19 protein-coding genes and 1 pseudogene are annotated in these 22828 nt (G+C 72.5%); 19 read left to right on the top strand and 1 reads right to left on the bottom strand.

The window, feature by feature from the left end; translation table 11 throughout:
- Positions 1-8: 8 nt before the first annotated feature.
- On the bottom strand, positions 9-1313 hold the full coding sequence (locus tag GXB85_RS11840; RefSeq protein WP_161917864.1) for an isochorismate synthase MenF: 1305 nt from the start codon (positions 1311-1313) through the stop codon (positions 9-11).
- 77 nt (positions 1314-1390) lie between these two features.
- On the opposite strand from GXB85_RS11840, the gene GXB85_RS11835 reads away from it, so the two are divergent.
- The 19 genes and pseudogenes from GXB85_RS11835 to GXB85_RS11745 form a co-directional block, all read left to right on the top strand.
- Entirely contained in the window at positions 1391-2089 is a 699-nt protein-coding gene (locus GXB85_RS11835; RefSeq protein WP_161917863.1) for a demethylmenaquinone methyltransferase, read from the top strand.
- 145 nt (positions 2090-2234) lie between these two features.
- Positions 2235-3518 (top strand): geranylgeranyl reductase family protein, encoded by a 1284-nt coding sequence (locus tag GXB85_RS11830; protein ID WP_202627908.1) that lies wholly within the window; start codon positions 2235-2237, stop codon positions 3516-3518.
- 55 nt (positions 3519-3573) lie between these two features.
- The gene (locus GXB85_RS11825) at positions 3574-3936 is read left to right on the top strand and encodes an NADH-quinone oxidoreductase subunit A (RefSeq protein ID WP_161917861.1); all 363 of its coding nucleotides are present in this window, start codon (positions 3574-3576) and stop codon (positions 3934-3936) included.
- Positions 3937-3958: 22 nt separating this feature from the next.
- Positions 3959-4513: an NADH-quinone oxidoreductase subunit B family protein gene (locus GXB85_RS11820; RefSeq protein WP_161917860.1), complete on the top strand. Its 555-nt coding sequence runs from the start codon at positions 3959-3961 to the stop codon at positions 4511-4513.
- Positions 4510-5361 (top strand): NADH-quinone oxidoreductase subunit C, encoded by an 852-nt coding sequence (locus GXB85_RS11815; RefSeq protein ID WP_370524197.1) that lies wholly within the window; start codon positions 4510-4512, stop codon positions 5359-5361. The genes GXB85_RS11820 and GXB85_RS11815 overlap by 4 nt, the downstream gene beginning before the upstream one ends.
- Positions 5361-6713: an NADH-quinone oxidoreductase subunit D gene (locus GXB85_RS11810; RefSeq protein WP_161917859.1), complete on the top strand. Its 1353-nt coding sequence runs from the start codon at positions 5361-5363 to the stop codon at positions 6711-6713. The genes GXB85_RS11815 and GXB85_RS11810 overlap by 1 nt, the downstream gene beginning before the upstream one ends.
- A complete protein-coding gene (gene nuoE, locus GXB85_RS11805) occupies positions 6713-7549 on the top strand; it encodes an NADH-quinone oxidoreductase subunit NuoE (RefSeq protein ID WP_161917858.1) in 837 nt (278 codons plus the stop codon). The genes GXB85_RS11810 and nuoE overlap by 1 nt, the downstream gene beginning before the upstream one ends.
- Positions 7549-8910, top strand: a complete 1362-nt coding sequence (gene nuoF / locus GXB85_RS11800) for an NADH-quinone oxidoreductase subunit NuoF (RefSeq protein ID WP_161917857.1) — start codon at positions 7549-7551, stop codon at positions 8908-8910. The genes nuoE and nuoF overlap by 1 nt, the downstream gene beginning before the upstream one ends.
- Positions 8907-11597 (top strand): NADH-quinone oxidoreductase subunit G, encoded by a 2691-nt coding sequence (locus GXB85_RS11795; RefSeq protein WP_161917856.1) that lies wholly within the window; start codon positions 8907-8909, stop codon positions 11595-11597. The genes nuoF and GXB85_RS11795 overlap by 4 nt, the downstream gene beginning before the upstream one ends.
- Entirely contained in the window at positions 11597-13006 is a 1410-nt protein-coding gene (nuoH, locus tag GXB85_RS11790; RefSeq protein ID WP_161917855.1) for an NADH-quinone oxidoreductase subunit NuoH, read from the top strand. The genes GXB85_RS11795 and nuoH overlap by 1 nt, the downstream gene beginning before the upstream one ends.
- Before the next feature lie 10 nt (positions 13007-13016).
- Positions 13017-13691 carry an NADH-quinone oxidoreductase subunit NuoI gene (gene nuoI, locus GXB85_RS11785; protein ID WP_370524208.1) on the top strand — a complete coding sequence of 225 codons (675 nt, stop codon included), beginning with the start codon at positions 13017-13019 and terminating at the stop codon, positions 13689-13691.
- Positions 13688-14557 (top strand): NADH-quinone oxidoreductase subunit J, encoded by an 870-nt coding sequence (locus GXB85_RS11780; RefSeq protein WP_161917853.1) that lies wholly within the window; start codon positions 13688-13690, stop codon positions 14555-14557. The genes nuoI and GXB85_RS11780 overlap by 4 nt, the downstream gene beginning before the upstream one ends.
- On the top strand, positions 14554-14853 hold the full coding sequence (gene nuoK, locus GXB85_RS11775; protein WP_161917852.1) for an NADH-quinone oxidoreductase subunit NuoK: 300 nt from the start codon (positions 14554-14556) through the stop codon (positions 14851-14853). The genes GXB85_RS11780 and nuoK overlap by 4 nt, the downstream gene beginning before the upstream one ends.
- A gap of 55 nt (positions 14854-14908) precedes the next feature.
- Positions 14909-16858 (top strand): NADH-quinone oxidoreductase subunit L, encoded by a 1950-nt coding sequence (nuoL, locus tag GXB85_RS11770; protein WP_161917916.1) that lies wholly within the window; start codon positions 14909-14911, stop codon positions 16856-16858.
- Positions 16859-16874: 16 nt separating this feature from the next.
- The gene (locus tag GXB85_RS11765; protein ID WP_161917851.1) at positions 16875-18482 is read left to right on the top strand and encodes an NADH-quinone oxidoreductase subunit M; all 1608 of its coding nucleotides are present in this window, start codon (positions 16875-16877) and stop codon (positions 18480-18482) included.
- An 11-nt stretch (positions 18483-18493) separates the two neighbouring features.
- A complete protein-coding gene (nuoN, locus tag GXB85_RS11760) occupies positions 18494-20065 on the top strand; it encodes an NADH-quinone oxidoreductase subunit NuoN (protein WP_370524196.1) in 1572 nt (523 codons plus the stop codon).
- A complete protein-coding gene (locus tag GXB85_RS11755) occupies positions 20062-21066 on the top strand; it encodes a polyprenyl synthetase family protein (protein WP_161917849.1) in 1005 nt (334 codons plus the stop codon). The genes nuoN and GXB85_RS11755 overlap by 4 nt, the downstream gene beginning before the upstream one ends.
- Positions 21067-21157: 91 nt before the next feature.
- A complete protein-coding gene (locus GXB85_RS11750; protein ID WP_161917848.1) occupies positions 21158-21991 on the top strand; it encodes a protein phosphatase 2C domain-containing protein in 834 nt (277 codons plus the stop codon).
- Positions 21988-22828 (top strand): annotated as a pseudogene (locus GXB85_RS11745) (hypothetical protein); the annotation flags it as partial. The gene GXB85_RS11750 and the pseudogene GXB85_RS11745, both read left to right, overlap by 4 nt.

Here is a 22828-nt window from a genome sequence, read left to right as displayed (position 1 = left end):
CCCGGCCGTCAGCCGCCGAGCGCGTGGCGCATCGGCTCGAGCTTGGCCTCCGACTCGGCGAGCTCCGCCGCCGGGTCGGAGGCCGCGACGATCCCGCAGCCCGCGAACAGGCGCAGACGGTGCGGGTCGGCCGGGTCGAGCTCGGCCGAGCGCAGCGCGATGCCCCACTCGCCGTCGCCGTCGGCCCCGAGCCAGCCCACCGGTCCCGCGTACCGGCCCCGGTCCATCACCTCGACCTCGCCGATCAGCTCGCAGGCCGCCTCGGTGGGGGTGCCCGCGACCGCGGCGGTCGGGTGCAGCGCGGCGGCGAGCCCGAGGCTCGTGGGCCCCTCGCCCGGCCCGGCCGTGAGCACGCCGGTGACGTCGGTCGCGAGGTGCAGCACGTTCGGCAGGTGCAGCACGAACGGGGTCTCGGGCACGTTGGTCGACGAGCAGAACGGACCGAGGGCGCGGGTGAGCGACTCGACCGCGTACTCGTGCTCCTCGAGGTCCTTGGACGAGTGGGCGAGGATCGCGGCGCGCGCGAGGTCGGCGTCGTCGTCGCCCGTGCGGCGGATGGTCCCCGCGAGCACGCGCGAGGTGACCAGGCCCTTCTCGCTGCGCAGCAGCAGCTCGGGCGTCGCGCCGAGCATCCCGTCGACGCTGAACGTCCAGCACGACGCGTACCCCTCGGCGAGGCGGTGCAGCACCCAGCGCGGGTCGAGCGGCTCGGCGGTGGTCGCGACCACGTCTCGTGCGAGCACCACCTTGTCGAGGCGGCCCGCGCGGATCTCGGCGACGGCCCGCGCCACCGCGTGCTTCCAGCCCTCGGGGTCGAGGGACCCGGGCGCGAGCGCCACCCGGCCCGGCGCGACCGGACGTGACGCCGTCGTCGGCGTCGGGACGGGCGCGACAGACCCCACCTCGAGCGACGTGACCCAGGCCCGCCCGCCACGTCGGCCGACGACGACGCGCGGCACCACGAGCGCCCCGCCCGCGGGGGAGCCCGCCGCGAAAGCGAACGAGCCGAACGCCACCGGGCCCGTGCCGGGCATCCGCACCTCGTCGCGCACGACGGCGTGCCGCACGACCTGGCGCCACGCGGCCTCGGCCTCGGCGAAGCGCCCGGCACCTCGCGTCTCGACGCGCAGCAGCTCACCCCAGGCGACCAGGCCGTCGCCGCGGCGCACCCAGGCGGCACCGCCCTGGGCGGGCAGCAGGTCGAGCAGCACCGCCGGGAGCGAGGCGACGTCGACCTCGACCGTGCGTGCCACGAGCGGCCCAGGGAGGGCCGGCGTGCCGGGCCGGTCGGTCGGGGACGGGTCGGTGCTCATCGCCGTACAGCGTAGGACCGCCGCGGGCCCTCGGCCGCCGCACGCGCACCACGTGACGGCCTGGGAGGATGGCCACCATGAGTCGCCCCTCCCTCGAGAAGCGTCCGCACGAGGTCGCCGCGATGTTCGACGGCATCGCGCAGCGCTACGACCTGACGAACGACGTGATCTCCCTCGGCCAGGACCGCCGGTGGCGCACCGCGACCATCGCCGCGGTCGACGCGCGTCCCGGCCAGCGCGTGCTCGACCTCGCGGCCGGTACCGGCACGTCGAGCGAGCCCTTCGACGCCGCGGGCGTGCACGTGGTCCCGTGCGACTTCTCGGTGGGCATGCTCGCGGTGGGCAAGGCGCGCCGCCCGGACCTGCCGTTCACCGCCGGCGACGCGACGCGCCTGCCGTTCGCGGACGCGTCGTTCGACGCGGTCACCATCTCGTTCGGCCTGCGCAACGTGGTGGACACGGGCGCGGCCCTCGCCGAGATGCTGCGCGTGACGCGCCCGGGCGGTCGCCTCGTGGTGTGCGAGTTCTCGACGCCCGCCTGGCCCCCGTTCCGTGCGGTGTACTCGGGCTACCTGGTGCGTGCGCTGCCGGGGCTCGCGCGCGCGGTGACGGGTCAGGAGGGTCCCTACACCTATCTCGCGGAGTCGATCCGGGACTGGCCCGACCAGGAGGGTCTGGGCCGTCGCATCCGTGCGGCGGGCTGGACCGACGTCGCGTACCGCAACCTCTCGGGCGGGATCGTCGCGCTGCACCGCGCGACGCGGCCGTCGACGTGACGACCGCCGCCGTCGCACCGGGCCCGGGCGCGAGCGGCCAAGGAAGGTAAGCCTCACCAGACGGCACCCGGGACGGGCACTAGACTCGCGGCGATCAGTGGTGAATCCGTTCACAAGGATGAGGCGGGGCGTGGGGTCTCAGGGCATGGGTGGGGACGCGGACGTCATCGTCGTCGGCGCAGGTCCCGCCGGCGCGACCGCGGCGTACTACCTCGCGACGCACGGCGTCGACGTCCTCGTGCTCGAGAAGTCGGCCTTCCCGCGCGAGAAGGTGTGCGGCGACGGCTTCACCCCGCGTTCGGTGCGCGAGCTCGTCGCGATGGGTGTCCCCATGCGCGAGGAGGACGGCTGGATCCGCAACAAGGGCCTGCGGGTCTACGGCGGCGGCCACCGTCTCGAGCTCCCGTGGCCCGAGCTCGACGAGTTCCCGAGCTGGGGCGTGAGCCGCACCCGCCGCGACTTCGACGACACCCTCGCGCGGCACGCGCGCGCCGCGGGTGCGCGCATCCAGGAGCTGACCAACGTCACGGGCCCCGTGCTCGACGAGCGCACCGGCCACGTGGTCGGTGTCACCGCCCGGCCGGTCGACGAGGCCGGCCGCCGCGCGGGGGACGAGGTCACCTACCGCGCACCCCTCGTGATCTCGGCCGACGGCGTCTCGGGGCGCCTCGCGCTCGCGCTCGGCATCGAGAAGAACCCGCGCCGGCCCATGGGCGTCGCGGTGCGCACGTACTTCCGCACCCGGCGGCACGACGACGACTGGATGGAGTCCCACCTCGAGCTGTGGGACGGCGCGCCGAACCGGTCCAACCTGCTGCCGGGCTACGGCTGGATCTTCGGCCTGGGCGACGGCACCGCGAACGTGGGCCTGGGCAGCGTGAGCTCGACGGCTGCCGCCACGAAGATCGACTACAAGGACCTGCTGCAGCGCTGGGTCGCGAACACGCCCGCGTCGTGGGAGTTCACACCCGAGAACCAGGTGGGCCCGGTGCGCAGCGCCGCGCTGCCCATGGGGTTCAACCGCAAGCCGCACTACACGCGCGGCCTCATGCTCGTGGGCGACTCTGGCGGGATGGTCAACCCGTTCAACGGCGAGGGCATCGCCTACGCGATGCAGGCCGCGCGTCGGGCGGCCGAGGTGGTCGCGCAGTCGCGCGCGAAGACCACCGACGCGGCGCGCGAGAGCACGCTCGCGACCTACCCGCGGATCATGGCCGAGGAGCTCGGCGGCTACTACACGCTGGGCCGCGTGTTCGTGAAGCTCATCGAGCACCCCGAGGTCATGCGGATCTGCACGCGGTACGGCCTGCCCCGGCCGGCGCTGATGCGGCTCACCCTCAAGCTCCTGGCCGACGTGTACGAGCCGCGCGGCGGTGACCTGTCCGACAGGTTCATCGCGGCGCTGACCCGGATTGCGCCGGCCGCATGACCCGACCACACTCGGCGGAGGCGTCGCCGCGACCGCGCCTGACCTGGAGGGCCCGATGACGAACCCCTACATCCCGATCCTGGTCCTCATGGGCGTCGCAGCCGTGCTGGCCCTGGGTGGCGTGGGCGCGAGCCGCATCATCGGCCCCCACCGCTACAACCGGGCCAAGCTCGAGGCCTACGAGTGCGGGATCGACCCCACCCCGCACGCCGTCGGCGGCGGTCGGTTCCCGATCAAGTACTACCTCGTCGCGATGACGTTCATCGTCTTCGACATCGAGGTCGTGTTCATGTACCCCTGGGCGGTCGCGTTCTCCGAGCTCGCGCTGTTCGGGGTGGTCGCGATGATCACCTTCCTCGTCCTCATCACGGTGCCGTTCGTCTACGAGTGGCGCCGTGGCGGGTTCGAGTGGGACTGAGGGACGAGGAGGGAGGAGCACCATGGGCATCGAGGAGTCCGCGCCGTCAGGCTTCCTGCTGACGACGATCGAGAGCTTCGCCGGCTACATGCGCAAGGCGTCGCTGTGGCCCGTGACCTTCGGTCTCGCGTGCTGCGCGATCGAGATGATGGCCACCGGCACGCCGCGCTTCGACATGTCGCGGTTCGGCATGGAGGTCTTCCGCGCCTCGCCGCGCCAGGCCGACCTGATGATCGTGGCCGGCCGCGTGAGCCAGAAGATGGCGCCCGTCGTGCGCCAGGTGTACGACCAGATGTCCGAGCCCAAGTGGGTGCTCTCGATGGGCGTGTGCGCGTCCTCGGGCGGGATGTTCAACAACTACGCGATCGTGCAGGGCGTGGACCACATCGTGCCCGTCGACATCTACCTGCCGGGCTGCCCGCCGCGGCCGGAGATGCTGCTCAACGCGATCCTCACGCTCCACGAGCAGATCCAGTCCTCGCCGCTCGGCGTCAACCGCGAGGAGGCGGCCCGCGCCGCCGAGGCCGCGGCGCTCGAGGCCACCCCGACCTCCCAGATGAAGGGCCTGCTGCGGTGAGCGACGCCCCCAAGAAGCCCTCCGACGAGGAGAAGGACGCCGCGGCAGCCGCCAAGGGCGGCTCGGGACCCGTGGGCACGCCTGACCCCGGCACGCCGCAGACCACGAGCGAGGCCGCGCTCGAGGCGGGCGCGCAGAACGCCCCCGCGAACGCCGTGGGTCAGGTCGGCCCCGGTGGGCGGCCCGAGCTCGATGTCGTCGACGTGCGCTCGGGCATGTTCGGTGTGGCAGACGCGGGTGACACCTCGGGCTACGGCGGCCTCGTGCGCACCATCGCGATGCCTGGCCCGAGCGAGCGGCCGTACGGCGGCTGGTTCGACGAGGTCGTGGACGTGCTCGCCGAGGTGCTCGGCGAGGGCGGCACCGCGTGGGACGACGCGATCGAGAAGGTCGTCGTCGACCGCGGCGAGCTCACGCTGCACGTCGCCCGGGAGCACGTGGTGCCCGTGTGCCAGGCGCTGCGCGACGACCAGGACCTGCGCTTCGAGCTCGGCCTCGGCGTCTCGGGTGTGCACTACCCGGGCGACGCGGGACGCGAGCTGCACGCGGTCTACCACCTGACCTCGGTGACGCACGGGCGCTCGCTGCGGCTCGAGGTGTCCGTGCCGGAGACCGACCCTCACATCCCGTCGTCCACGTCGGTCTACCCGGGCCACGACTGGCACGAGCGTGAGACCTGGGACTTCTTCGGGATCGTGTTCGACGGGCACCCCGGCCTCGCGCGCATCGAGATGCCGGACGACTGGCCCGGGCACCCCCAGCGCAAGGACTACCCGCTCGGCGGGGTCCCGGTCGAGTACAAGGGCGCGAGCATCCCGCCGCCCGACGAGCGGAGGGCGTACAACTGATGGCCACCTCACAGACCCCTCACGCGAGCCCGCACATCGTCGACGAGGCGACCGAGGGCGTGCCCACCTTCGAGGCCTCGGGCGGCGACTGGTCGGACATCGCCGAGGAGGCAGCGCGCCTGGGCGAGGAGCGCATCGTCGTCAACATGGGCCCGCAGCACCCGTCGACCCACGGCGTGCTCCGCCTCATGCTCGAGATCGACGGCGAGACGGTGACCGAGGCCCGCACGGGCATCGGCTACCTGCACACCGGCATCGAGAAGAACATGGAGTACCGGACCTGGTCCCAGGGCCCCACGTTCTGCACGCGCATGGACTACCTCGCGCCGCTGTTCCAGGAGACCGCGTTCTGCCTGGGCGTCGAGAAGCTCCTCGGCATCACCGACGACGTCCCCGAGCGCGCGACCGTCATCCGCGTGCTGATGATGGAGCTCAACCGCGCCTCGTCCCACCTCGTGGCGCTCGGCACGGGCGGCAACGAGCTCGGCGCGACCACGATCATGACGCAGGCGTTCACGGGCCGCGAGGAGATCCTGCGGATCTTCGAGCTGATCACGGGCCTGCGGATGAACCACGCGTACGTGCGACCCGGAGGCGTCGCCCAGGACATCCCGCCCGGCGCGCTCGAGGCGATCCGCGACGCGCTGCCCAAGGTCCGCGACTACACGGGCCAGCTCGGCGACCTGATGCTCGCGAACCCGATCTACAAGGGCCGCACCGTCGGCGTGGGCCACCTGAGCCTCGCGGGGTGCATGGCGCTCGGCATCACCGGGCCCGTGCTGCGCTCGACGGGCCTCCCGTACGACGTGCGCAAGGCCCAGCCGTACTGCGGCTACGAGACGTACGACTTCGACGTCCCCACGTCGACCGACGCCGACTCGTTCTCCCGGACCGTGCTGCGTCTCGAGGAGATCTACCAGTCGCTGCGGATCGTCGAGCAGTGCGTCGACCGTCTCCAGCAGATGGGGCCGGGACCGGTGATGGTCGCGGACAAGAAGATCGCGTGGCCCGCGCAGCTCGCGATCGGCTCCGACGGCATGGGCAACTCGCTCGACCACATCAAGCAGATCATGGGCACCTCGATGGAGGCCCTGATCCACCACTTCAAGCTGGTCACCGAGGGCTTCCGCGTCCCCGCGGGCCAGGTGTGGCAGAACGTCGAGGCGCCGCGCGGCGAGCTCGGCGTGCACCTCGTGTCCGACGGCGGCACGCGGCCCTACCGGGCGCACTTCCGCGACCCGTCCTTCAACAACCTGCAGGCCGTCTCGCTCATGTGCGAGGGCGGCCAGGTCGCCGACGTCGTCGTCGCGGTGGCCGCGCTCGACCCTGTGCTGGGAGGGGTGGATCGCTGATGGCGACCACGGCGTACGAGCCCTACGAGGGCACCAAGCTCGAGCGGCTCGAGCGGGACGCGGCGCAGGCCATGGCGCGCTACCCGGACACGCGCTCGGCGCTGCTGCCACTGCTGCACCTGGTGCAGTCCGAGGACGGCTACGTGAGCCCTGACGGGATCGCGTTCTGCGCGCGCCAGCTCGGTCTCACCACGGCCGAGGTCTCGGCCGTCGCGACCTTCTACACCCAGTACAAGCGACACCCCAACGGCGAGTACACCGTCGGTGTCTGCACCAACACGCTGTGCGCGATCATGGGCGGCGACGCGATCTTCGACGAGCTCAGCGAGCACCTCGGCGTGGGTCACGACGAGACCACCGAGGACGGGAAGATCACGCTCGAGCGCGTCGAGTGCAACGCGGCGTGCGACTACGCGCCCGTGATGATGGTCAACTGGGAGTTCTTCGACAACCAGACGCCCGACTCGGCGACCCAGGTGGTCGACCGGCTGCGGTCGGGGGAGCCCGTCGCACCCACGCGAGGGGCGTCGTCGGTGTGCTCGTTCAAGGCGATGTCGCGCGTGCTGGCCGGCTTCCCGGACGGCCGCGCGGACGAGGGCGTGGGCGCGGGCGAGGCGACCGTGGTCGGCCGTCGCCTCGCGCGCGAGAAGGGCTGGACCGCCCCGGCCGGGCCCGCGTCGGCCGAGAGCACGGACACCGAGGCGTCGTCGGCCGGGCAGGCTGCGGGGATGACGCGCGGGCGTGACTCGAGCGTCGACCAGCCCGCGGCACCGCCCCAGGGCGGCACCCAGGGCGGCGACACGGGTCGCGGTACCGACGCGAGCAAGGAGTCGTGATGAGCACCACCCTGAGCCCCGTGCTGAGCGACCAGTGGGACGCCGAGCGGTCCTGGACCCTCGCGACCTACGAGCAGGGTCGCGGCTACCGCGCCCTGCGCACCGCCCTGGGCATGGCCCCGGCCGACGTCGTGACCGCGGTCAAGGACTCGGGCCTGCGGGGTCGCGGTGGCGCCGGCTTCCCGACCGGTCTCAAGTGGAGCTTCCTGCCCCAGCCCGACGGCGGCCCGCGCTACCTCGTGGTGAACGCCGACGAGTCCGAGCCGGGGACGTGCAAGGACATCCCGCTGATGATGGCCACGCCCCACCTGCTGGTCGAGGGCGTCGCGATCACGTCGTTCGCGATCGGGTGCACGCACGCCTTCATCTACGTGCGCGGCGAGGTGCTGCACGTGTACCGACGGCTGCTGCGCGCCGTCGAGGAGGCCTACGCGGCCGGGCACCTCGGCAAGAACATCCACGGCTCGGGCTTCGACCTCGACGTGACGGTGCACGCGGGCGCCGGGGCGTACATCTGCGGTGAGGAGACCGCGCTGCTCGACTCGCTCGAGGGTCGCCGCGGTCAGCCGCGGCTCAAGCCCCCGTTCCCCGCGGTCGCGGGCCTGTACGCGCGCCCGACGGTCGTCAACAACGTCGAGTCGATCGCCTCGGTCCCGTCGATCATCGACCGCGGGGTCGACTGGTTCCGCTCGATGGGGACCGAGAAGTCCGCCGGGTTCGGCATCTTCTCGCTCTCGGGCCACGTCGAGCGGCCCGGCCAGTACGAGGCGCCGCTCGGCATCACGCTGCGCGAGCTGCTCGACATGGCGGGTGGCGTGCGCGGCGGCCACGAGCTCAAGTTCTGGACCCCCGGAGGCTCGTCGACCCCGCTGTTCACGGCGGAGCACCTCGACGTGCCGCTCGACTACGAGTCGGTGGGCGCCGCAGGGTCGATGCTCGGCACGCGCGCGCTGCAGATCTTCGACGACAGCACGTGCGTGGTCCGCGCGATCACGCGCTGGGCCGAGTTCTACGCGCACGAGTCGTGCGGCAAGTGCACGCCGTGCCGCGAGGGCACCTACTGGCTCAAGCAGATCCTCGCGCGGATCGAGCACGGGCGCGGGACCATGGAGGACCTCGACACCCTCCTCGACGTCTGCGACAACATCCTGGGCCGCGCGTTCTGCGCGCTCGGCGACGGTGCGACCTCGACCATCACCTCGGGCATCGCGCTGTTCCGGGAGGAGTTCGAAGCGCACATCACGGGCGGGGCGTGCCCGTTCGACCCGGTCGCCTCGGCCAAGTTCGACTACACCCCACGCAACCGGCGGGCCGACGTGCACGCGCTCTCCGGTGTGGCGGCAGGAACGGTGGGAGCATGACGACGACGACCCCCGCAGCCTCGACGGGCGCCCCGCCCGTCGAGCAGGTGACGCTGACGATCGACGACGTCGAGGTCTCCGTCCCCAAGGGCACGCTCGTGATCCGCGCGGCTGAGCAGATGGGCATCGCGATCCCGCGGTTCTGCGACCACCCGCTGCTCGAGCCCGTCGGCGCGTGCCGGCAGTGCCTCGTCGAGGTCTCGACGCCGGACCGCGAGGGCAACCTGCGCCCCATGCCCAAGCCCCAGGCGTCGTGCACGCTCGAGGCGACGCCGGGCATGGTCGTGCGCACGCAGCGCACGTCGGCGGTCGCCGACAAGGCCCAGCACGGCGTGATGGAGCTCCTGCTCATCAACCATCCGCTCGACTGCCCCACCTGCGACAAGGGCGGCGAGTGCCCCCTGCAGAACCAGGCGATGAGCAACGGCCGCCCGACGAGCCGCTTCCACGACGTCAAGCGCACGTTCCCCAAGCCGCTGGCGATCTCGACGCAGATCCTGCTCGACCGGGACCGCTGCGTCCTCTGCCAGCGCTGCACGCGCTTCTCGGAGGAGATCGCGGGCGACCCGTTCATCGACCTCCAGCAGCGCGGCGTGCGTCAGCAGATCGGTGTGTTCGACCCGGGCGTGCTCGGGTTCGCGGGCTCGGAGCCGGCCGAGGTGTACCGGGGCGTCCAGCCCGACGGCACCCCGATCAGCAAGGCCGAGGGCCTCCCGGCGCAGGACCCGGCGGGCCCCGCCGGTCAGGCGACCGTCGACACCTCGGGCCGCCCCTTCGCGTCCTACTTCTCGGGCAACACCGTGCAGATCTGCCCGGTCGGCGCCCTCACGAGCTCGGCCTACCGGTTCCGCTCGCGTCCGTTCGACCTCGTGTCGACCCCCGGCATCGCCGAGCACGACGCGAACGGTGCCGCCATCCGCGTCGACCACCGCCGCGGCGTCGTCCTGCGCCGCCTCGCGGGCAACGACCCGGCCGTCAACGAGGAGTGGATCAGCGACAAGGACCGCTTCGCCTACCCGTGGCAGGGCATGCCCGACCGTCTGACCGTGCCGCTCGTGCGTGAGCGCGCGGCCGACGGCACGCGTGGCGAGCTGCGCCCCGCGAGCTGGGGCGAGGCCCTCGAGGCCGCGGCCACCGGGCTCGCCGCCGCACGTGACGCGGGCGGCGTCGGCGTGCTCCCTGGCGGCCGCGTCACGCTCGAGGACGCGTACGCCTACGCCAAGTTCGCGCGCGTCGCCCTGGGCACCAACGACGTCGACCACCGTGCTCGTCCGCACTCGGCCGAGGAGGCCGAGTTCCTCGCGCACCACGTGGCGGGCGCCCGGATGTCCGTCACGTTCGACGACCTCGAGAAGGCACCGACCACGCTGCTCGTGGGCTTCGAGCCCGAGGACGAGGGCGGCATCGTCTTCCTGCGTCTGCGCAAGGGCGTGCGCGCGCACCGCAACCGTGTCGTGTCCGTCGCGCCGTTCGCGAGCCGCGGGCTCGAGCGCCTCTCGGGCACGCTCGTCCCGGCCGCGCCGGGGACCGAGGCCGAGGTGCTCGACGCGCTCGTCCCGGGCGCCGACGGCGTGCTCGGCGAGGCCGCTGGGCTGCTCGGCCCTGACGCCGTCGTCGTCGTGGGCGAGCGTCTGGCGACCGTGCCGGGTGCGTACTCGGCCGCGCTGCGTCTCGCGGAGCGCACGGGTGCACGGCTCGTCTGGATCCCGCGCCGCGCAGGTGAGCGGGGCGGCGTCGAGCTCGGCACCCTGCCCGGCCTGCTCCCGGGCGGGCGACAGGTGACCGACGGCGCCGCGCGCGTGGACGTCGCGGCGGCGTGGGACGTCGAGCGGCTGCCCGAGACCCCGGGCCGTGACGCCTCGGCGATCCTCGCGGCCGCGGCTGCGGGTGAGCTGGGCGGCCTCGTCGTCGGTGGTGTGGACCCCGACGACCTGGCGGACCCGGTGCTCGCGCGCGAGGCGTTCGCCTCGGCCGGCTTCCTCGTCTCGCTCGAGGTGCGCGCCTCGGCGGTGACCCAGCTCGCCGACGTCGTCCTCCCGGTGGCGCCCCCGGTCGAGAAGCCCGGGACCTTCCTCAACTGGGAGGGACGGCCCCGGCCCTTCCCGCAGGCCCTCACGTCGACCGCGATGGCCGACCACCGCGTGCTCGACGCGCTCGCCGACGCGATGGACGTGCCCCTCGGCCTGCGGACGTTCGGCCAGGTGCGCGCCGAGATCGACCAGCTCGGGGGCTGGGACGGCGCCCGCGCCGCGGCCCCCTCCGTCGCCGCGACCGAGCCGCCCTCGCTCGCCGACGGCGAGGCGGTGCTCGCGACGTGGCACCTGCTGCTCGACGCAGGTCGCTGCCAGGACGGCGAGGCGTTCCTGGCCGGCACGGCGCAGCGGCCCGTCGCCCGGGTCTCGCCGGAGCTCGCCGGCCACCTCGGCGTCGACACGGGCGCCGGCCTCACGGTGCGCACCGAGCGCGGGCAGGTCACCCTGCCCGTGGTGGTGACGCCCATGCCCGACGGCGTGGTGTGGCTCCCGACGGCCTCGACGGGCTCCGCCGTGCGCGCGACCCTCGGGGTCGACGCGGGCGCGGTGGTGCGCGTGCAGGCCGCCGCGCTGCCCGGGGCCGCACGCGCCGAGGTCGGACCAGCCGGGGGAGCGGCGCAGCCGCAGCCCCTGACCGAAGGTGAGGAGCGGTGATGGGTGCACTCCTGGCGCCGGCCGGGCCGGTGCTCGCGCAGGTGAGCGGGGACCAGGTCGCGACCGCCGACTTCAGCAACGACACGTGGTGGATCGTCCTGATCAAGGCGGTCGGCATCATCGTGTTCCTGCTCACGAGCGTGCTCATCGCGATCTGGTTCGAGCGCAAGGTCGTCGCGCGCATGCAGGTGCGGCCCGGCCCCAACGTGCACGGCCCGTTCGGTCTGCTCCAGTCGCTCGCCGACGCGATGAAGCTCCTGCTCAAGGAGGACATCACGGTGCGCGCGGCGGACAAGGTCGTGTACATCGTCGCGCCGATGATCTCGGTGTTCTGCGCGCTGCTCACGTTCGCCGTGATCCCGCTGGGGCCGCAGGTGAGCATGTTCGGCATCGAGACGCCGCTGCAGCTCACGGACTTCCCGGTCGCGGTGCTCTACATCCTCGCGGCGACGTCGCTCGGCGTGTACGGCATCGTGCTCGGCGGCTGGTCCTCGGGCTCGACGTACCCGCTGCTGGGTGCCGTGCGCTCGACCGCACAGGTGATCTCGTACGAGCTCGCCATGGGCCTGTCCCTCGTGAGCGTGTTCATCCTCGCAGGCTCGATGTCGACCTCGCAGATCGTCGAGTCGCAGACGCAGGTGTGGTGGTTCCTGCCGCTGCTGCCCGCGTTCGTCATCTACTTCATCTCGATGGTCGGTGAGGTCAACCGGCTGCCGTTCGACCTTCCCGAGGCCGAGGGCGAGCTCGTCTCGGGCTTCATGACGGAGTACTCGTCGATGAAGTTCGCGTGGTTCTTCCTCGCGGAGTACATCAACATGCTCAACGTGTCGGCCGTGGCCACGACGCTCTTCTTCGGTGGGTGGCGCGCGCCGTGGCCGATCTCGGCCATCAACGACGGCATGTTCAACGAGGGCTGGTGGCCGGTCCTGTGGTTCCTGGCCAAGCTCTGGTTCTTCATGTTCCTGTTCGTCTGGATCCGCGGCACCCTGCTGCGCTTCCGCTACGACCAGTTCATGAAGTTCGGCTGGAAGGTGCTCATCCCCGCCGCGCTCGTGTGGATCGTTGCGGTCGCCGCCGTGCAGGGTGTGCGGCAGTTCACCGACGTCGACCTCCAGACGCTCCTGTTCGTGCTCGCGGGGCTCGCCGTCGTCGGCGTGGTGGTCTCGTTCCTCGTGCCCGAGCGACGCCAGGCGCCCGTGGACACGGGACCCGAGGAACCGTTCGACGCGTTCGCGGGCGGCTACCCTGTTCCGCCGTTGCCCGGACAGACGCTGCCCCCGTCCCCACGGAGGCTGCGTGCCGAGCGCGCGGCCGAGGGCGGTGGAGGCACCGGCACCCTGGCCGTCACGGCCGCACCCGACCAGACCGACACGCCCGAGGACGAGGACGAGGAGGGGACCCGTGGCTGACGACAAGGAGATCTCCCGGCGCGAGGGCGCCGGCGAGGTCGGTGCGCCGTCGGGTCAGGAGTACGAGTCCCTGATCCCGGCGAAGAAGGGCCTGGGCGAGCTGCTCGCTCCGGCGGCGGGCTTCGGCGTCACCTTCGCCAACATGTTCAAGCCGGCCGTCACCGAGCAGTACCCGTTCGAGAAGGTGCCGACCAAGCCGCGCTACCACGGACGTCACCAGCTCAACCGGTACCCGGACGGCCTCGAGAAGTGCATCGGGTGCGAGCTGTGCGCGTGGGCGTGCCCGGCCGACGCGATCTACGTCGAGGGCGCCGACAACACGCCCGACGCGCAGTTCTCGCCAGGTGAGCGGTACGGCCGCGTCTACCAGATCAACTACCTGCGCTGCATCTTCTGCGGGCTGTGCATCGAGGCGTGCCCCACGCGCGCCCTGACGATGACGAACGACTACGAGCTCGCCGGGCCCACGCGCCGCGGGATGATCTACGAGAAGACGGACCTGCTGGCGCCTCTCGGCGAGGGCATGCTGGCCGCACCGCACCCGATGGTCCCCGGCACCGAGGACGACGACTACTACCGCGGCGAGGTCACCGGCCCCGTGCCCGAGCAGATCGACTGGGTCGCGCAGTGGCGTCCGGACGAGCCCTCGCTCGCGAACGTCCAGCGGACCGAGGCAGGCCGATGAGCGTCCTGACCTCCCTGGCCGAGACCGGCAGCACCACCACCGCCGAGGCCGTGCTCTTCTGGTGCCTCGCGCCGGTCATGGTGCTCGCGGCCCTCGGCCTGCTCTTCGCGCGCAAGACGGTCCACGCGGCGATGAGCGTCGTCGTCGTCATGGTCTCGCTCGCGATCCTCTACGTCGCCCAGGAGGCGCCGTTCCTCGGCGTCGTGCAGGTGATCGTGTACACGGGCGCCGTGATGATGCTCTTCCTGTTCGTGCTGATGCTCGTGGGCGTCGACGCCTCCGACTCGCTGGTCGAGACCATCCGCGCGCAGCGCTGGATCGGCGCCCTCCTCGGCCTGGGGCTCGGCGTGGTGCTCGTGGGTGTGGTGCTCACGGCGACCGACATCGCCCCGGCGGGCCTCGCCGCGGCCAACGCGGACGGCAACCCCGTCGGCGTCGCGCGCGTGATCTTCGGCGACTTCGTCTTCACGCTCGAGGTGGTCGGCACCCTCCTGGTGGTCGCGGCGCTCGGTGCGCTCGTGCTGACGCACCGGGAGCGGCTGACCCGACGCATCGGCCAGAAGGAGCGGGCCGACGCGCGCGTCGCGGCCGGTGGGCTCCTGACGCCGCTGCCGGCACCGGGCGTGTACGCCCGCAGCAACGCGATGGACGTGCCGGCCCTCGGGCCCGACGGGCGTCCGCTCGACGTCTCGGTGCCGCGCGTGCTGCGCATCCGTGGTCAGGAGCGCTCGATCGCCGAGGTCGCCGCGAACGGCGACGCGGTGGCGGACGAGCAGCTCGAGGGCGTGGACGAGGGGCCGGGGGGCGCGGGCATCGGCTCGACCCCGCCCGAGCGCTCGATCACCGGTGAGGAGCAGGTGCGATGAACCTCGGCAACTACCTGGTGCTGTCGGCGCTGCTGTTCACGATCGGCGCGACGACGGTGCTGCTGCGCCGCAACGCGATCATCGTCTTCATGGGCGTCGAGCTCATGCTCAACGCGGCCAACCTGGCCTTCGTGACCTTCGCGCGGATGCACGGTGACCTCCAGGGGCAGGTCGTCGCGTTCTTCGTGATGGTCGTGGCCGCCGCCGAGGTGGTCATCGGCCTCGCGATCATCGTCGCGATCTTCCGCACCCGACGCTCGGCCTCGGTCGACGACGCCAACCTTCTGAAGAGCTGAGGAGCGCGCGACGGTGACGACACTTCCTGCTGCCCTTCCCGCCGCCGCGGGCGAGATGGCCCACGCCGTGCCTGCCGAGGGCGTCTTCACGAGCGCCTGGCTGCTCGTGGCGCTGCCGCTGCTCGGTGCCGCGGTGCTGCTGCTGGCCGGACGTCGCAGCGACCGCTGGGGACACTGGCTCGGCGTCCTCGCCTCGGCCTCCTCCTTCGTGGTCGGTGCGGTGCTGCTCGTCGCGATGCTCGGGCTGCCGGCCGAGGAGCGCGTCCAGGACCTGCACCTGTTCGACTGGATCACGGCCGGTGCGTTCGAGCTCGCCGCGGGCCTGCGGGTGGACCCGCTCTCGCTCGCCTTCGTCCTCCTGGTCACCTTCGTCGGCACGCTGATCCACGTCTACTCGGTCGCCTACATGGAGCACGACCGCGACCGGCGTCGCTTCTTCTCGTACCTCAACCTGTTCGTCGCGGCGATGCTGCTGCTGGTGCTGGCGGACAGCTACGTGCTGCTCTTCGTGGGCTGGGAGGGCGTGGGTCTCGCGTCCTACCTGCTCATCGGCTTCTGGAACCACGAGATGCCCAACTCGGTCGCGGCCAAGAAGGCCTTCGTGGCCAACCGCGTGGGCGACATCGGCATGCTCGTCGCGATCATGATCCTGTTCGCCGCCTTCGGCGCGACGGACTTCGAGACCGTCTTCTCGCTCACGGAGGGCGCGAACGAGGGGCTGCTCACGGCGGCCGGCCTCATGCTGCTCCTCGCCGCGACGGGCAAGTCCGCGCAGTTCCCGCTGCAGTCGTGGCTCGGCGACGCGATGGCCGGCCCCACGCCGGTCTCGGCGCTCATCCACGCCGCGACCATGGTGACCGCCGGCGTCTACCTCGTCGTGCGCTCGGCCCCCGTCTACGCGGGTGCGCCGACCGCGCTGCTCGTGGTCGCGATCATCGGCGCGTTCACGCTGCTGTTCGGGGCGATCGTCGGAACCGCGAAGGACGACATCAAGAAGACGCTCGCGGCCTCGACCATGAGCCAGATCGGCTACATGATGCTGGCCGCCGGCCTGGGTCCGATCGGCTACGCGTTCGCGATCTTCCACCTGATCACCCACGGCTTCTTCAAGGCCGGGATGTTCCTGGGTGCCGGCTCGGTGATGCACGGCATGTCCGACGACGTCGACATGCGCCGCTTCGGCGGGCTGAGCCGGGTCATGAAGATCACGTGGCTCACGTTCGCGGCCGGGTGGCTCGCGATCCTCGGGCTGCCCCCGTTCTCCGGGTTCTGGAGCAAGGACAAGATCATCGAGTCCGCGTTCGCGACGGCCGACGCCCAGGGCTGGCAGCCGTGGGTCTTCGGCACCGTCGCCCTCGTGGGCGCCGGGATCACCGCGTTCTACATGTCGCGCCTGTTCTTCATGACGTTCCACGGCGAGCGCCGGTGGACGGACGGGCACGGTGGCGCGGGCTCGTCGGACCTCCCGGTGCGTCACCCGCACGAGTCGCCCGTGCTCATGGTCGGCCCGATGGTCGTGCTGGCCGTCGGCTCGGTCGCCCTCGGCGGTGTGCTCGCGCTCGGCAACGGCTTCGTGACGTGGCTCGAGCCGGTCACCGGGCACGCCGAGCACCACGAGCCGGTGCTCCCGGTGCCGGTCATCATGGCCGCGACGATCGTGCTGGTGCTCGTCGGCGCGTTCCTCGCCTGGCGCCAGTACGCCGCGTCGCCGGTCGCGGTCGTGCCGCCGCGCGGGTCGGCGCTCACGCGCGCCGCGCGTCGCGACCTGTACCAGGACGACGTCAACGAGGCGCTGCTGATGCGCCCGGGCCAGTACCTGACCCGGTCGCTCGTGTACGGCGACCGGCACGTCGTCGACGGAGCGGCCACGGGCCTCGCCCGCGTGGTCGCCGGCTCGGGCGAGCTCGTGCGGCGCGTGCAGAACGGATACGTACGCTCGTACGCCGCGACGATGGTCGCCGGCGTCGTCGTCCTGGTCGCCGTCGTCCTGGCGTTCCGGATCTGAGGGGAAGAGACACACGATGGCTGAACAGACCTTCCCCTGGCTCACCGCGATGATCGTGGTGCCGCTGGTGGGCGCGGCCGTGCTCTGGGCGCTGCCCAGAGGCGCGCGGCGCCACGCGCGCGCCGTTGCGGTCGCGGTCTCCCTGGTGGTCCTCGCGCTCGGCGTGGCCGCGACGCTCGCGTTCGACACCGCGCAGGCGGCGACCCACCAGCTCACGGAGCAGGCGGCCTGGATCCCGGCGCTCGGCGTGAGCTACGCCCTCGGGGTCGACGGCGTGGGCCTGTCCCTCGTGCTGCTGTCGGTCGTGCTCGTGCCGCTCGTGCTCCTCGCGGCCTGGCGCGAGCACCCCGACGCCGCGCTGGCGGACGGCGAGCTCGACCCCGCCGAGGCGACCGCGGGCGACGTCGCCGGTGACCGGATCCGCCGGTACATGGCCCTCGTCCTGGTGCTCGAGGCGTTCATGGTCGCGATCTTCGCGGCGCGCGACGTCTTCCTCTTCTACGTCCTCTTCGAGGCCATGCTCATCCCGGTCTACTTCATGATCGGTGCCTTCGGCGGCCTCCAGCGGCGCTACGCGGCGGTGAAGTTCCTGCTGTTCTCGCTCGCGGGCGGCCTCGTGATGCTGGCCGGCGTCATCGCGCTCTACCTCCAGGGACCCGGTGGGCCCGACGGGTTCCTCGTCGAGAACCTCGTGGGCGCGGAGATGTCGACCACGACCGAGCGCCTGATCTTCCTCGCGTTCTTCCTCGCGTTCGCGATCAAGGCACCCATGTGGCCCGTGCACACGTGGCTCCCCGACGCCGCCGAGCAGGCCCCGGCGGGCACCAACGTGCTGCTCGTGGGCGTGCTCGACAAGGTCGGGACGTTCGGCATGCTCACGCTGTGCCTCCCGCTGTTCCCCGAGGCGTCACGCTGGGCCGCACCCGTGATCATCGTGCTCGCGGTGATCTCGATCCTCTACGGTGCGCTGCTCGCGATCGGTCAGGCCGACCTCATGCGCCTGATCGCCTACACCTCGGTGAGCCACTTCGGCTTCATCGTGCTGGGCATCTTCGCGTTCACCTCGGTGAGCATCCAGGGCGCCTCGTTCTACATGGTCAACCACGGGCTCTCCACGGGGGCGCTCTTCCTGCTGGCCGGGTTCCTGGTCGCGCGCCGCGGCTCGCAGCGGATCGCCGACTTCGGCGGCCTGCAGAAGGTCGTGCCCGTGCTCGCGGGCACGTTCCTCGTCGCGGGTCTGTCGGCGCTGTCGCTGCCCGGCCTGTCGACGTTCGTCAGCGAGTTCCTCGTGCTGGTGGGCACCTACGCGTCGAACCGCCCGGCCGCCGTCGTGGCGACGCTCGGGGTGGTCCTCGCCGCGCTCTACGTGCTGTGGACCTACCAGAAGGTCTTCACCGGCCCGGTGCGTCCCGAGCTCGCCGCCACCGTGGACCTCTCGGCGCGCGAGAAGTGGGTCGTGGGGCCGCTGATCGCCGCGATGCTCGTGCTCGGCTTCTACCCGGCCCCGGCGCTCGACCTGGTGCGTGAGCCCGCGCAGACCTCGCTCACGCAGGTCGGCGTGGACGACCCGCAGGCGACCCAGGTGGCCAGTACCACCATCTCCGAGGACGGGAGCGACCAGTGACATCGGCCTTCGTGGCTCCGGAGATCCCCTGGGCCGAGCTGACGCCGGTGGCGGTCGTGCTGCTCGCGGCGGTGGTGGGCGTGCTCGTCGAGGCGTTCGTGCCGCGTCGCGCGCGTCGCGTCACCCAGCTGGTGCTCGCCTTCGTGGCCCTCGCGGGCGCGCTCGTCGCGGTCGCGGCCCTGTGGTCGGACACGCTCGCGACCGGCGGCGCGTCGCACCTCGGCGGCGCGTACGTGCTCGACGGCCCCGCACTCGCGCTCCAGGGCGTCCTGGCCCTCATGGGTCTCGTCTCGATCCTCGTGGTCGCCGACCGGACCGAGGACGGCGCCGAGGACGCGTTCGCGCCCACCGCGGCCGCCGTGCCCGGGTCGGACTTCGAGGAGCTCGCGCGCCGTCGCGGGCTCGCGCAGACCGAGGTCTTCCCGCTGGTGATGTTCGCGCTCGGCGGCATGATGATCTTCCCGGCCGCGGGTGACCTGCTCACGCTGTTCGTCGCCCTCGAGGTGCTCTCGCTGCCCCTCTACCTGCTCGCGGGGATGGCCCGTCGTCGCCGGCTCCTGAGCCAGGAGGCGTCACTCAAGTACTTCCTGCTCGGCGCCTTCGCCTCGGCGTTCTTGCTGTTCGGCGTCGCGCTCCTCTACGGGTTCGCGGGCTCGGTGCGACTCGCCGACATCTCGCTCGCCGTCAGCGGCGTCAGCGGGCTCGACCCGCTGCTGCTCGCGGGTGCCCTGCTCGTGCTCGTCGGGCTGCTGTTCAAGGTCGGTGCCGTCCCGTTCCACTCGTGGACGCCCGACGTGTACCAGGGGTCACCCACGCCGGTCACCGGGTTCATGGCGGCGTGCACCAAGATCGCCGCGTTCGGCGCGCTGCTGCGTGTCCTCTACGTGGTGCTCGCACCGCTCGAGTGGGACCTCATGCCGCTGATGTGGGGCGTCGCGGTGCTGACGATGCTGGTGGGCACGGTCGTCGCGATCGTGCAGACCGACGTCAAGCGCATGCTCGCGTACTCGTCGGTCGCCCACGCGGGCTTCGTCCTCGTCGGCGTCGTGGCACTGACCCAGAGCGGGATCAGCTCGGTGCTCTTCTACCTGGTGGCCTACGGACTCGCGACGATCGGCGCGTTCGGCGTCGTGTCGCTCGTGCGTGAGGTCAACGCGGGCCCGGGCGGCGCCGTCGTCGCGGAGGCGACGCACCTGTCGCAGTGGTCGGGGCTCGGACGTCGCCACCCCCTGCTCGCAGGGTCGTTCGCGCTCTTCCTCCTCTCGTTCGCGGGCATCCCCCTCACGGCGGGCTTCACCGGCAAGTTCGCGGTGTTCACCGCGGCGCTCGAGGGCGGCCTCGGCTGGCTCGTCGTGGTCGGCGTGCTGGCGTCGGCGGCCGCCGTCTTCTTCTACGTGCGCCTCATCGTGCTGATGTTCTTCACGGACGCGGTGGGCACCCCTGGGGAGACCACCACGGTCGTCCGCTCGGAGGGCTTCACCGCGGTCGCGGTGGGTGTGGCCGTGGTCGGCACGGTGCTGCTCGGGGTGCTCCCGTCGCCCGTGCTCGACCTGCTCGGGGACGTGGCGGCGTTCGTCCCGTGACCACTCCCGCCCTGCCGCTCACCGACCCGGCGCTCTCGGAGCTGCTCACCGGTCGGCTCGCGCTCGTCGAGGAGCGGCTGCGCGACGCGGTGACCCACACCGACGTGCTCGCCGACACGGCGTCACGGCACCTGGTCAACGCGGGTGGCAAGCGGCTCCGGCCGCTGCTGTGCCTGCTCGCGGCACAGCTCGGCGACGGCCGTCGCCCCGAGGTCGTCGACGCCGCCGTCGTCGTCGAGCTCACGCACCTCGCGACGCTCTACCACGACGACGTCATGGACTCGGCGCCGCTGCGGCGCGGTGCCCCTGCGGCGCACGAGGTCTGGGGCAACCAGGTCGCGATCCTCACGGGCGACCTGCTCTTCGCACGCGCCTCCGGCCTGGTCGCGGGCCTCGGGCCGGAGGCCGTCCGCATCCAGGCGGCGACCTTCGAGCGGCTGTGCCTCGGGCAGCTCCACGAGACGGTCGGCCCGGCGGACGGTGCGGACGCGGTCGAGCACTACCTCCAGGTGCTCGCCGACAAGACGGCGTCGCTCATCGCGACGTCGGCCCGGTTCGGTGCGATGTTCGCGGGATGCCCGGCAGACGTGGTGGACACCCTCGTGCAGTACGGCGAGAAGGTGGGCGTGGCGTTCCAGCTCGCCGACGACGTGATCGACCTCGCCGTGGACGGTGCGGCGACGGGCAAGACCCCCGGGACGGACCTGCGCGAGAAGGTCCCGACGATGCCGGCGCTGCTGCTGCGCGCCCGTGCGGCGCGGCCCCAGGCCGCGCAGGCGGACCGTGACCTGGTGGCGCTGCTGGACTCGGACCTCTCGGGCGACGAGGCGCTGGCGCAGGCCGTCGCGGCCCTGCGCGCGCACCCGGTGCTCGACGAGACGCGTGACCTCGCGGGCCGTTGGGCACGGGAGGCGGTCACCGCGCTGGGTACCCTTCCCCCCGGGGCCGTGCGGGACTCGTTCGTCTCGTTCACCGAGGCGCTCGTCGACCGCGCCGCCTGACGACGCATCTCGTTCACCCGTTCGGCTCATGTCCGGGGCCGAACGCGCCGATGTGTCACTCGTCCGGACGAGCAGCCACGAGGGGAGGGCCGTGCGCACGACGTGGGGGTCGGCCACCGACCGGGGTCGCGTGCGCCCGCACAACGAGGACTCGCTGCTCGCCTACCCGCCGGTGTTCATGGTGGCCGACGGCATGGGCGGGCACTCGGCGGGCGACGTGGCGAGCAGGCTCGCGGTCGAGGAGTTCGGACGGCTCGCGGGCCGTGCGACCGTGACCCCCGACGACGTCCACGCGTGCATCGGGCGTGTGGCGGAACGCCTGCGCGGCGCGGTGGGCACGCAGTCCGCCGGGACCACCGTGGCCGGCGCCGCGGTCGTCTCGCACGAGGGCTCCGCCTACTGGCTCGTCTTCAACATCGGCGACTCGCGCGTCTACCGCTGGGCAGCGGGCACGCTCGAGCAGATCAGCGTGGACCACTCGGTGGTCCAGGAGATGGTCGACTCGGGTGAGCTGCACCCCGACGACGCGCGCGAGCATCCCGAGCGGCACGTGATCACCCGCGCCGTCGGCACGCGGTCCGAACCGGACCCGGACTACTGGCTCATCCCCGCAGCGCCCGCCGACAGGCTGCTCATCTGCTCGGACGGGCTCACCACCGAGCTCGACGACACCCAGATCGCGCGACTCCTCGCGACCGAGCCGGACCCGCAGGAGGCTGCTCGGAGCCTCGTCGCGTCGGCGGTCGAGGCCGGTGGCCACGACAACGTGAGCGCCGTCGTCGTCGACGTGGCGGCGGCCCGCGACGCCGCGGACGTCGACACCACGGTGCCGCCTGCCACGGTCCACCACGTGTGGGACGAGGACGTCGACGGCGCGACCCAGCCCCGCCCCACCCGACCCCACCACCCGGAGGTGGCACCGTGATCGTCCCCGGCTACGCCCCTGGCGACTGGTACGCCGTCGTGAGCGACGGGACCGTCGTGCTGCTGCCCCCCGAGACGGATGCGACCGTTCTCGACCAGATGTGGACCTCGCTGCGCGAGCACACGGACCTCACCGACCACCTCGGCGTGCTCACGCGCGAGCGGATCACCTCCCTGCCCCCGTTCGCGATGGTCTCGGTCGTCGCGGGACTCGTCCGCGTGATCGTGCGCGGGGACGTCGAGGTCGAGGTCGTGGGTGACCGCGGCAGCCGCGTGCTGACCGCACCCGACGTGTCGACCTGGAGCGAGGCCGTGGTGCAGGGCGCGCTCGCGGTCACGGTGCGAGCGGACAGCGCCGCCGACGCCCCCGAGGCCTCGCTCGCCGTGCTCTCGGCGGTCGTGCGCGCGTCGCAGGTCCGCGTCGGGCTTCGGGCCGACGTCGGCACCGCCGCGGGCGCCGACGCGGCGGCGGCACCCGCTCCTGAGGCGCCCGGTCGCGGTCAGTCCGGGCGGCGGGCGCACGCTGCTCTCGAGCCGGACGCCGAGCCGTCGGTCAGCGAGGCGTCGGTCGGCGAGGCGTCGAGCACAGAGCCGTTCAGCACAGAGCCGTCCCTCCCGGAGCCGACCACCGCAGGCGGCGAACCGGCCACCCCTGCCCCGGCGGTGGACGAGCACGCCACCGGGGAGCAGACGGACGCATCCCCTGCGTCCGTCGAGCCGACTCCCGCCGCCACCCTCCCGCCGCCCGCGCCCGCGCCCGCTCCCGCGCCACCCGCCGCTGCCCCGGCGCAGCCGGCCCCCTGTCCCCTATACACATCTGACGTTGCCGACCATACGC

Source organism: Cellulomonas sp. APG4 (assembly GCF_009996735.1).
GTDB lineage: Bacteria > Actinomycetota > Actinomycetes > Actinomycetales > Cellulomonadaceae > Actinotalea.
The sequence above is the reverse complement of the archived record's forward strand: the minus strand, read 5'-3'. Positions and strand labels throughout refer to the sequence as shown.